Annotated in this window: 11 protein-coding genes and 3 pseudogenes; 5 read left to right on the plus strand and 9 right to left on the minus strand. The window is 46.4% G+C overall.

Annotation, left to right across the window (positions count from 1 at the left end):
* Nucleotides 1–32: 32 nt before the first annotated feature.
* The 7 genes and pseudogenes from L2097_RS25170 to L2097_RS25200 all read right to left on the minus strand — a co-directional run.
* Nucleotides 33–1,739 carry a nitrilase-related carbon-nitrogen hydrolase gene (locus L2097_RS25170; protein WP_250353886.1) on the minus strand — a complete coding sequence of 569 codons (1,707 nt, stop codon included), beginning with the start codon at nucleotides 1,737–1,739 and terminating at the stop codon, nucleotides 33–35.
* Nucleotides 1,739–3,232 (minus strand): purine-cytosine permease family protein, encoded by a 1,494-nt coding sequence (locus L2097_RS25175; RefSeq protein WP_007371353.1) that lies wholly within the window; start codon nucleotides 3,230–3,232, stop codon nucleotides 1,739–1,741. The genes L2097_RS25170 and L2097_RS25175 overlap by 1 nt, the downstream gene beginning before the upstream one ends.
* A gap of 433 nt (nucleotides 3,233–3,665) precedes the next feature.
* Nucleotides 3,666–3,962, minus strand: coding sequence for a hypothetical protein (locus L2097_RS25180; protein WP_250353942.1), 297 nt, complete (start codon nucleotides 3,960–3,962; stop codon nucleotides 3,666–3,668).
* Nucleotides 3,963–4,156: 194 nt separating this feature from the next.
* Entirely contained in the window at nucleotides 4,157–4,852 is a 696-nt protein-coding gene (locus tag L2097_RS25185; protein WP_250353887.1) for a hypothetical protein, read from the minus strand.
* Nucleotides 4,849–5,286, minus strand: a complete 438-nt coding sequence (locus L2097_RS25190; RefSeq protein ID WP_250353888.1) for a DUF5675 family protein — start codon at nucleotides 5,284–5,286, stop codon at nucleotides 4,849–4,851. Before L2097_RS25190 ends, L2097_RS25185 begins: the two co-directional genes overlap by 4 nt.
* Before the next feature lie 169 nt (nucleotides 5,287–5,455).
* Nucleotides 5,456–5,766 (minus strand): annotated as a pseudogene (locus tag L2097_RS25195) (transposase); the annotation flags it as partial.
* 309 nt (nucleotides 5,767–6,075) lie between these two features.
* A pseudogene (locus tag L2097_RS25200) lies at nucleotides 6,076–6,246 on the minus strand (hypothetical protein); the annotation flags it as partial.
* Between the two features lie 857 nt (nucleotides 6,247–7,103).
* Here L2097_RS25200 and L2097_RS25205 point away from each other — a divergent pair.
* The 3 genes and pseudogenes from L2097_RS25205 to L2097_RS25215 all read left to right on the plus strand — a co-directional run bounded on the left by L2097_RS25205 (nucleotide 7,104) and on the right by L2097_RS25215 (nucleotide 8,879).
* Complete coding sequence (locus L2097_RS25205) at nucleotides 7,104–7,334, plus strand: hypothetical protein (RefSeq protein WP_085007568.1); 231 nt, start codon at nucleotides 7,104–7,106, stop codon at nucleotides 7,332–7,334.
* Between the two features lie 486 nt (nucleotides 7,335–7,820).
* Nucleotides 7,821–7,995 (plus strand): annotated as a pseudogene (locus L2097_RS25210) (GnsA/GnsB family addiction module toxin).
* A 482-nt stretch (nucleotides 7,996–8,477) separates the two neighbouring features.
* Complete coding sequence (locus L2097_RS25215) at nucleotides 8,478–8,879, plus strand: H-NS family histone-like protein (RefSeq protein ID WP_250353889.1); 402 nt, start codon at nucleotides 8,478–8,480, stop codon at nucleotides 8,877–8,879.
* Between the two features lie 326 nt (nucleotides 8,880–9,205).
* Here the strand turns inward: L2097_RS25215 and L2097_RS25220 are convergent, their stop codons facing one another.
* Nucleotides 9,206–9,433 (minus strand): hypothetical protein, encoded by a 228-nt coding sequence (locus tag L2097_RS25220; protein ID WP_045511129.1) that lies wholly within the window; start codon nucleotides 9,431–9,433, stop codon nucleotides 9,206–9,208.
* Between the two features lie 548 nt (nucleotides 9,434–9,981).
* Nucleotides 9,982–10,200 (minus strand): cold shock domain-containing protein, encoded by a 219-nt coding sequence (locus L2097_RS25225; protein WP_250353890.1) that lies wholly within the window; start codon nucleotides 10,198–10,200, stop codon nucleotides 9,982–9,984.
* A gap of 280 nt (nucleotides 10,201–10,480) precedes the next feature.
* Between L2097_RS25225 and cspF the strand changes: the two genes are divergently transcribed.
* Both cspF and L2097_RS25235 read left to right on the plus strand, forming a co-directional pair.
* Nucleotides 10,481–10,693: a cold shock-like protein CspF gene (cspF, locus tag L2097_RS25230; protein ID WP_250353891.1), complete on the plus strand. Its 213-nt coding sequence runs from the start codon at nucleotides 10,481–10,483 to the stop codon at nucleotides 10,691–10,693.
* A gap of 123 nt (nucleotides 10,694–10,816) precedes the next feature.
* Entirely contained in the window at nucleotides 10,817–10,987 is a 171-nt protein-coding gene (locus L2097_RS25235; RefSeq protein WP_267501232.1) for a YnfU family zinc-binding protein, read from the plus strand.
* Nucleotides 10,988–11,121 lie beyond the last annotated feature (134 nt).

An 11,121-nucleotide genomic window follows, 5' to 3' on the forward strand; every position in this document is an offset into this window, starting at 1 on the left:
AATCAACGCGGCCCGCAGGCCGCGTCTGTGGCTCATCGCGGAGGTTGAACAACCAGCGCAGTGTAGTAATGCGGCTGACGCATCAGCACCAAATCTTTACGTCTTACCACATGATCGGGATAAGTGGTACCGGCTGACCCCGTGGAGATATCCAGCACCGCCAGCCCTTTCTCACCGAGAGCTTTCGCTTCCTTACGCGGAAAAGCAAACGTATCCGGGCCAAATACCCCGCTCAGACCAAAGCTTTCTCCTTCGGCGGCTGGCCAGTTGGCAAAAGCCAGCCAGACATTATTCTCACCCGCGCGAACGCGCGGCAGCAGCCAGTGGTAAGGATCGGCACCGCGCGGAATCGGCCAGACATGGGGGATGGCCGTGCCCGCGTGCGCCATTGGCACAGGTGAATGAAGCTGCGCCGGGCAAGCAATGATATCGCAGCCTTCCAGCGCCAGAATCCGCGCGGCTTCCGGCACCAGCAGATCTTCCCCCAGCAAAATACCGACCCGCCCGCAGGGCAGATCACAGGTTACCCACTGATTGCCCGCGCAGGCCCATTGCCGATCCTGTTCGCTGACATGAATCTGCCGATAGTGCGCATTCATCCCGTCACTGCTCACCAGCACCGCACTGTTATAGCACTGCTCCCCTTCCCGCTCGGCGAACCCCGCCAGCAGCGCGATATCCAGCTCCATCGCCAGCGCGATCAGCGCTTGTACAGGCGCATCATCCAGCGTCAGCGCGTAGCGGCTACCGTCACCGCCGGTCAGCGCACGTTCCGGCAATACCAGCAGTTCCGCGCCGCCCGATTTCGCCTGTTCGGCCCAGTGCCGAATCTGTGCCAGATTGACATCAACATCGTTTTGCGGGCGAAACTGCGCCACCGCAATACGGGAAGCTTTGCCGTCGGGCAGTGGATTACGTCCGTATAAGCCAAAAAAGTCCTGCGGATTCCAAAAGAAAGTATTGGTAATCAAACGCTGGTACAGCTCAGGCCGACGCTTCTTCAGTTGCGGATTCTCCTCAGGAAGTTGTAATTCAGCGCTGAGTATCCGATCGCCGCTGTCACAACTGGCCAGCACATTCCCGTGGCTATCCACAATGCAACTGCCGCCGCTGAACTGCACGCCCCGCTCCCATCCCCAGCGGTTACTTTCAATCAGCGCACAGCCATTCTCCCAACCGCGCGTGAGCCAGTAAGGCGCAGGTGTGCGTTCAGCCAGCCAGTTGCTGATGTGGCAGATAATTTGTGCGCCCCCCAACGCGGCCAGCCGGGCGGTTTCAATGAAGTGAATATCCATACAGATCAACAGCGCAATATTGCCAATCTCCGTATGAAATACCTGATGCCCTACATCACCGTTAGCTGCCCATTTCGGTTCCGAAATATAGGGGTGAGTTTTACGGTGGACGCCAATCACGCCCCGCGGCCCGACCAAAATGGCGCTGTTATAGTAGAGGTCGGTTACCGGGTCCCGCTCCGGCATGCCAAAGACCAAAAAGCAGTTAAACTCACGCGCAACGGCAGCAAATGCCTGGCTGGTGGCTCCGTCCGCTGTTTCTACATAGGGGGCGACTTCCGCGCGATCCAGCCAACAGTAGCCGGTGGTGGCCATTTCCGGCATAACGATTAAGCGCGCGCCATCACGCGCGGCCTGGGTTGCTAATGCCAGCAGGCGAGTGACGTTCTCCTCTTTTCTGAACTGCGTTGGTTCAAACTGGATGGTTGCAACGTTGATACGCATTATTCTGCCTCCTTGCTCAGTAACGGATTAAATACCGGTTTCGGTCCCTGGTAAGCATCGGAGGGTTTCCAGTTGGTTTGCATATCCTCAGGGAAGGTTTTGAAGTAATAGCTGCCGCGGGTAGCCACGCTGATAGCGACATGCAGCACAGGGCCAACCAGCATGGCAATAAACGAGGCGTATACCATCGGATACAGACCCAGCACGCCGGCCGCGCCTATCGCAACAGCGACGCACAATGCAATTACGCCGGACGGGTTCCACATACGCAGATACTCTTTGCGAAACTCCACAAAATCGGATGGCGCAAGATGCAGCACTTTGCGGCAGATAAAGTAATCAGCAAGGATAATAAACACCCAGGTGTTGGTGAGAATGCCCGTAATGGACAGGAAGGTGCCGGTATACTGCAAGATATTGCAGATATAGAACACCACGCCGAGCAACCAGACCAGCAACATCCACCACTGACGTCCCGGACGATAGTTAAACGCCATGTCCATGGTATTCGACAGTGCAATCGAACCAGAGTAGAGATTGAGCACGTTAATGCGGATCTGGGTAATCACCGCAAATAACACACCGGTCAGCCCAATGATCAGCGGAAAGACAAAGCCCGGATCGAGCGCCAGCGACCAGACATCTTCTCCCTGAATATGCGGCATCAGGGTGTAGGCCATAAACGCGCCAAATAGCATGACCACCACGATGGGGATCAGCATCCCCAGCATAATGGTCGCGGTGCCTTTATGGCTGATGCCCGGACGGGCAAAACGACCATAATCGGTGGCCATCAACCCCTGAAAGACTATTTGTCCGTTGGCCATATTCATCACCAGCCACAGAGCGTTACTGTCAATCTCCCCTTTTGGCTGCCAGCCGCTGAAGCTGACCGCCGGATAGTGGTGCGTCAATTGCCAGATACAGAAGCCAAATAGCACAATGAAAATGGGAACGCCCCAGGTTTGCAGAAATTGCATTGATGACATGCCTTTCCAGACAAACCAGATGGCGGCCAGCCCCATCAGCGCAAAGATGGCGATGCCGGTAAACGAGTTAACCGGCACGCCCGCATAGTTGGCAATGGCATGAGAAACAATGGTACCTTCGAACAGGAAATAGAAGATGAAGTTTACGGCGTAAATCAGCGAGGTGAAGGCTGAGCCCATATAGCCAAACCCCAGACCGCGCGTCATCAGATTGAGTGAAAGTCCCTCTTTGCTCGCCATCTTCATAATGCACGAGCCAATTAAGGTGGCGAACACCACCATATAACCAATCGGCAGCAGCAACATTGGCCAGCCGACCTGGTAGCTCATGTCCGCGCCAAGGCTGAACCAGAACATGGCAGTAGAGTTGCCTAGCAACACCAGAATAATGGCCGGGATGGGCCAGCGATAGTGCGACGGCACGCGGCCAACCGCGTAATCCTCAACGGCCTCTGCTTCGGTGATATCTTGTGGCCCCTGAAACCATGCTTTCAACTTACTCATAGATTTACTCCAAAAAAAAAGCCCCGCCGACAGCATTGCCGGTAGGGCTTCTTCGCCTGAAATCGATGTACTGGAGTGGCTGGTCGCCACAAGCCGCTTACCAGGCTACGGTGCCTGTTCCTGCCACGCAGGATGCGGTAGTCTGGAGAAAGCAATTTATGCGCCAACTGTTAAAAACAGCCGAGGAAAGCGGTATACAGGCCTGATGGCGAGAGTAACGCGCATTATGTCAGTGCAGCGCGCACCATTGTGATACATAAGCACTGAGCGTTATTTCATGACGCGCCCAGGTTAATAAGTGATGAGACTTAACGCAAAATGTCAGAGGGCTCGTATATCGACACAAAAAAGGCGTAACCCCGATGACTCCACTGGAGGACGCGTAAACCACGATTTTTGCCAATATCGGCTTTATCGTTGTCACCCGGCTTCATCATTTCTCTCGTTTTAAACAACAGCGGCCTTCCCTCTGGTTTTCCTCCCTCACAGACTCCGTTATCATGCAACCTGCGCATTTATGAAATGCCCCGGCATTCATGAAAATCAATGAGGCGTGAAACTCAATGAGAACAATAAACATCACTAACTCATTAAAATTTAAGAAAATGGACATCATAAACTGATGGATACCCAGGCGTTGCGTGGTCAGATGCCGGTCCACGACATCCTGAATGATTTTGAGTCGGTTAACTTCATCCAAAGTAAAAAACTCCGCTGCATGAGCCGTCATCAGAATCCCTTGAGGGTAAATCTACGTGACGGACATGTACTTAGCCCAGAACGGACATTACAACTTTGTTACTAGATAGATGATGTGCATAATCTATTTTATGTTAAATTTAGTCCACCACTCATTTAGTTCATGAAACATCCCCACTGAAGATGATGTCCTTTTTCAGAAAAAGTTTGAGCTAATACACGTTATCAGTTCAGCGGTGTCAGAGAGCTCAATTTAACAAACCCACGTTTGTTGCTCAGATGCCCTTTTTCCGCTTCGTCGTAAACTGCAACATAGATCCACGCGTTATCGACGGTTCTGATTTTAGCCAGCGTTTCATTACTGTTGACTGAGACCAAATCTGACGCTGTTTCACTGGCCTCGCTTTTCAGGGATAACGTTTTTTCACCCTCTTTCAACTGATACAACACGAGATAAGGCGTTTCTGATCCACAGCCGCCAAAATCCTGGGTCATCATATCGTCAGCGTTTTGCGCAGCATTATCCGGCTGAAATGACTGCAGATCGGCTTTATAGTTATCTGTGTTGCACTCCATATAGTTAACCACCGCAGGTACTTTAATCGTACCGGGTTGGTTAACGTACCACTCTTTAAAGGTAAAAAAGTTATCCGGGATATTCTTAAAGTTCTTTTTGATAAATGCGATCTTCTGCGCTTCACTGCCTTTAGCAGTAATATCAATTATTTTGTTATCTTTCTTTTTATTACCCAGGGCAAAATAGCGAAACTCTAACTCTGGCGTATTGACCGTTGCATCAGCATTCCAGTTCGGTTGCCAGTAAGCCTGGAGTACACCGTTCTTTATTTCCACCGTCGCCATTGCGCGAAGAGAGAACACAGAAATAAAAAGAAGGAACATCAAACTGGCGTATTTTTTCATTTTTTGCAATCCACGTAGCATGAGGTGATTAATACATTAAAATTTTCTATCCCTTTATCAACCATCAATTGCTTAATCTCTTCATATAACCCCAGGCTTTGCCCTATTCGGTCATCTCCTTTTGACTTCCCGGGCAATAAACAACCATCCGTGTCGTCGGGAACGTTGCCTGGATGGATCAATATAGCGCGACTTGAGGGTACACTCGCATTGAACAAATTAGGTAATGGACTGAATTTCCGCATCCTGCCGCTGGCATGCCATTTCAAGCTATAGGAGCCGTCAGGGATTCTTTTTCGTAAATTTGCTTCCGTCGTATCCGGCCCGGGGCGTTCCAGAAAATAACCGGAGATTTCAGTGCCGGATATCGAGAATTCACTTATTGTTGAATTTTCGCTCTGCCATAAACGTTTGATGAAAATAGTGTAAGACATAATGATTTATTCCATCTTGTTTTTATTGCTCTTTCACTTGTACTTATCATATGAAAAAAACTTATTTCATTATTCCGGCTCAAACAAAATGAGTAGTTAGGATTATTCCTATAAGAGCTTTGTTGAATAAACCAGATTTTGGGTAAGCATCTCCGTAGCGGTCAGGTTTTCAGGCGATACGTACGCTTTCTGACATACCTGCCTTCGTCATTTTGTTCAGCGCACGTACCATGACCAGAGCCTCTGCGACCTGACCATCGTAATCACGCAGTGTCAGCGCCTCCCCGAATAGTGCTTTACTCTGCACATCGCCGTTTCCGCTATCGACCGATGGTTATAATCTGTTGTCCATTTCCACCGGGCCTTGCTCCCACTCAGTCGCTGATTTGCAACCGCACGGTTCCGGTCTGCATATTCCACCGGCCAGTATCCTGCCCCCTTTCGCAGAGGAATTAAGGCGCTGATTTTCTTCCTCCATAGAGGGGACAGTCCATTAAGATGGTTTAAAGAGAGGTGCCCATGAACGGTAAGCGTTATCCCGAAGAGTTTAAAATAGAGAGTACGACGAACCTCAGCCTGCCCTTTCGGCTTTCTGGCACCGGGAATGACCTTCCCGCCCTTCGTTTTACGATCTTCAATACGTTCGGTAAGATACAGTTCAACTAATCCCAGTACGGTCAATTCAGGGATGTTAGCCTGTTCAGCTTCAATCGCACGCTGGAGCTTATCTTGCTTAAGCTCTGACGCAGGGCACCGACCTTCCTGACGGAGAAGCTTTAATTCGTTGAGTTTAAGGCGTGCAGCGGCGAGAGAAGCCTGCGGGAAGTTGCCAATTTTGACCTGAGCAAGTTTTCCAGTCACAGGACTCGTGTAATGGTAGAAAAAAGGCTTAACCCCGGTGACATCACTGGATGACACGTAAACCACGATTTTTGCCAATATCGGCTTTATCGTTGTCACCCGGCTTCATCATTTCTCTCGTTTTAAACAACAGCGGCCTTCCCTCTGGTTTTCCTCCCTCACAGACTCCGTTATCATGCAATCTGCGCATTTATGAAATGCCCCGGCATTCATCAAAATCAATGAGGCGTGAAACTCAATGAGAACAACAAACATCGCTAACTCATTAAAATTTAAGAAAATGGACATCACAAACCGATGAGTACACTAGAGAATTTCGACGCCCACACGCCGATGATGCATTGGTGTTTTATTGTTGATTAACATAGATTTTTATTAATTTATAATTTAAACCTACAAATCTACCTACAGTATATGTAAGCGGTGAATACTAAGTACCCATAGTTTTCGAGGTTTTTGCTCATCACGTATAGTCAAATACTTAAAAGCCTTGCTTCGCTCCCTTTCAAATGCAAGCCCTTCCAAACACTTTCTATGTACAGCATGTAAATGATTCGAACTTCTGCTGAGTGCCAGTGGAGGACGTTGCTAAATGCGTAGTGTGTTAATCTGAAGGGCGCAGGTCAACCGGGCAGATAGCAAGAACTGAAAGGTTGCCTCTGTGGGGGCAAACATGCACGACTTGCAGTGGTTAAAACTGCTAAAACAGTTTAATCGGAGATGAAAATCAAAGGTAGCAGCATAACTACCATCATCTTGCCCTTTGTCATGTGAAAACGTGAAAACTCGGTAGACTCCATTCACCGCCACCTCGCCTACACGAGAAAGGCAGCGGTTATTGGTGGATCTGGATACATGGATCGCTTGGGTGGCTCCTGCGAATCACTATTCTGACTTCAAGCTGATACTAATCAAAGGCCACTTATTGTGGCCTTTTCTCAAAATTAGGGATCCCTATGAAAAATGTTCTGGTGTTCTTCAATCGACAGCCGGTGGTGGTTGTCAGGGTTGTAGATGGCACTACCACAATACTCCGTGAATACCCGAATGGTGAGGAAGCTCACCTTAAGATTATGTATGCGGGAGTTCATTCGCTAACTGGCGATCATACTGAGTTTTGTGTTGCCTCAGACAGAGAGGTTACATCACATGAAATCGTCGAAGCTGCAAACAAACTTTTGAAATAGCTTGAGCTGGTTAATTTCTGAAATTAAAAAAAAGCCCTCTAAGCGAAGGCAATCTTGAGGTACAGCATCGGTTCTTATTTTCAGTTCCCTCAGCTCCCGCTGAAGGTGTGGACTCATCCATAAGTCATTCCCTGGGTCGGGGTGCGCATCCTTTAAGAGCCTCTCCAAGTGTGGTCTACAAACCATTTACAACAAGCGTAAGCGGAAGAATTAATTCAAAAAAGTTTTATTAACGGCAGAGGAATGATTATTACGACATTACAACAGGCATTCACTGTGGGTCTGCGATAATGCCAGGAAAAAATCTGTCAAGCGTCGGCTGTGGCTCGACATCAGATGTCCTGCGAACGAGGCGACCGGCATCGGCGGCGTGGGTATTGCAACCAACTCCCGATTTACCGGTGGCGTGAGGGAGGATTCCTGAGCGCACTCATGGAAGATACCCTATGATTTATAAAAGGTTGGGTATGAAAAAGGAGTACATATATGAAACCAGAAGAACTGGAGCGTAAAGCTGAGCAAGAAATTTCTGCTCTTATTACTAAAAAAATCGCTGAGCTACGGAAAAAAAACAGGCAAAGAAGTTTCTGAGATCGAGTTTATACCGAGTGAGACCATGTCCGGTCTTGAGGGGTATAAAGTAAAAATAAAGCTTATGTAAAATAAATAGGTCGCTTAGGCGGCCTTTTTTTATTGCTCCCTATTGACCTGATCCCCATTTATTAACACGCGTCATCAACTATGGGATAAATTACGAACTTCTGCTGTTCGTTCTGAGCAGACATGGCTACCCCCTGATCGACTTTTTCGTGCCAAAAGCGGACATCGCTAACGTCGCGATGTGCTAACCAACAGGGAACAGGTCAAAGCTATGTCAGCTGCAGACATCAAATGATAGGCTGCATTAATATACCGATAAAAGCTTCATGATGATGTGGAGTTGGCTATTTTAAAACACTTATACCGGAATGCTCCGCTTGATAAGCATCGGTATATGTTTCAATAATTATTTATGGTTTATCGAGTCTGGAAATAAATAATTTCTGCCGCTACAGAAATGACCTAATAATCAGAAAGGTGATGTATACTATTTCTTTATAGATTACACTCATAATGTAGTTAAATTTAATCTTGAGGAATTTTATGTCAGACTTAATCAGCATGCTTAATAACATTCGTTCTCTTCGTACACAAACACGTGACCTTTCACTTGGAGAACTTGAGGCTATCCTGGAAAAATTCAGCACCATTGTTTCCGAAATACGAAATACTACTGCTGCCAAAGCAGAAGAAGAAAGTGGACGAAAAGTCAAGCTGGAAAACCTTCGACAACTTATGCTCGCAGAAGGTATAGACCCGGAAGAATTAATGAAGTTTTCAGAAAATACAAGTAAAAAAAAGTCAACTCGTATTGTAAGGCCCGCTCGATACAAGTATTTAGATGAAAACAATAAGATTAAAACCTGGACGGGCCAGGGGCGCATGCCAAAAACAATAGCTAAACAAATGGCTGAAGGAAAAAAACTTGATGAATTCCTCATTTAAATCTTAAGCTGAGCATTAGGTTTTCTGACAACTACGTCGTGGCGTTTCTCTCGTATTGTTAGATGCTTGCGATTCAGCACAATTATAATCGTTGAATCGCTACGGATAATATCAATACCTCCGAGAGGTTGATAATATCGACGCCCATCGTCTATAACCAGCATTGCTGGTATAAAGAAAAAAAAGCCTGCATTTTAATGCAGGCTATCAAAGGTTTTTACGTACTTTTTTATTTTCTCATCTGATTTATACGGGAAAAGATAGTTTCTATAACCGCCAGTACACGATCAAACATGGATTAGAGGAATAAAAAACCTCACGGTTTGCTACAGATACTTTCTGGCAGCATCCAGTATTTCCTGTGATGTCAGTTCCCTGTCTGAAGCTACATGTACAATACCATGCTCTGTAGTCAACGAAGGAAAACCGGCAGACATTATCTGAAGATGTATTTCTTCACCGTTTGGGTACTCCTCACGGATAGAGGTAATACCTTTAAGAACATTGATAACCTTGCACGGTTCGGCATTAAAAAAAACAATAACTTTTTTCATATGCCACCATAATTTTGTTAACTGGTTGTTCTGGAGATACCTGTATCCGGACGTAAATATATATGTTCCCGTCATAATGACTTAATTAAACATCCATGAACGGGCTGTTCCAAAAATTGAGAACATATTTTAGCTGCGCCCAAAAGGCTCTCAACTTCCCATACCCTATTGCAGTGATTTATTCAAATCAATACAACCATCCTAAAAAACTCACTCTTTCAAGGATGATGAGGGATAAAAGAATAATAATACCTGTTATGGGAATGTATTTTAGCAAAAAAACCACTTAAAATCGAAGAAGTGATGCTTGTGGAGGTTGTCTTACCTCTTACGCACTTTAATGTTTTTACAAGCAGTTAGCTTCTGCTTTTAGACTGTTCATGCAGCAGACCTGCACTTCATCACATCGGTCAGCACACTCATACATGAGCAAAAATGTACTAACCTGATGTTAAGAATAATCTGCCCTTCACTACCTTCACTAAATTAACCTATGGATCTGTCTACTCAGGAATGAACCCTCATCGTTGTCGCAGATCCACAAATATTTATTTATCGCAAAGTATTACGTTTGCAGCTGACGGGCCTTTATCACCCGCGTGTATTGCGAATTCAACTTTCTGGCCTTCAAATAAAGTTTTGAAGTTATCACCGTTAAGCGCAGAAAAATGAACAAAGATATCTTTGCTTCCATCGAGTGGAGAGATGAAACCAAAACCTTTGTCTTCGTTAAACCACTTTACCAGGCCTTTAATTCTTGAGGTCATACTGACTCCCGTTACACATTAGTATTGATAGTAAACGTATAGTATTAAGCGTATGGACTCAAAAGAAGGGGATATCAGCGATAGCGCCTGGTAATGAGGACTGCACGGAAAATGTTTTACGTTCGTTTGTACATCGAACTGATGAGTTCATTAAGGCACGGGGAGTTATAATAAGCAAATTATATTTTAGCCGTCCAGAGGGCCGAGAGGATAAATTAAAAGTGGCATTAAATTTATTTCAACGTATAGTTATTATGTGTTTTCAATAAAAGGAATTGACTTGTCCCGTAAAATGACAGGAATTGTCAAAAGTTTTGACAGTCTCAGTGGCAAAGGCCTCATCATCCCTTCAGATGGTCGAAAAGACGTTTTTCTTCACATTTCAGCCGTTAACTCCAGAGAATCAGAATTACTCATTCCAGGGATACGCATCGAATTTTGTCGGATCAACGGTCTCTGTGGTCCGGTGGCTGCAAACATCTATCTTTCCTGAAACAACGTCATCTCTCCCTGTGATATCCCACTATTGGAAAATTGATATGGGAGGAAAAATTAAATGATTAAATTTCAATCAAACGTGTTACGGTGAAGCTCATTCATTGAAAGGCTACTCATCATGTCTCTCATCGATTACGCAATGAAATTAATTGGTGGCTCATCGACGTCCTCTGTCATCTGCCCGGTTTGCGGCTTACGCTCATCTCAAATTCTCTCCAGAGTTCGCCGCCAACAGACAATGCTGTGCCCGGGTTGTAAGGCGCTGTTTGTCTTACCACACTCATCATGACACTCATCCACGCAGAAATCCGGTGTTCTATACTACTTAGGTTAAATTCCAGCAGCTGTTAAATCCCTGATGCCTTACGCCCATCCTGAGAGAACGTTTCTGAACTGATTTCGCAACTGCTCCTGCGCGCTAAC

Source organism: Citrobacter sp. MNAZ 1397 (assembly GCF_023613995.1).
Lineage (GTDB): Bacteria > Pseudomonadota > Gammaproteobacteria > Enterobacterales > Enterobacteriaceae > Phytobacter > Phytobacter ursingii.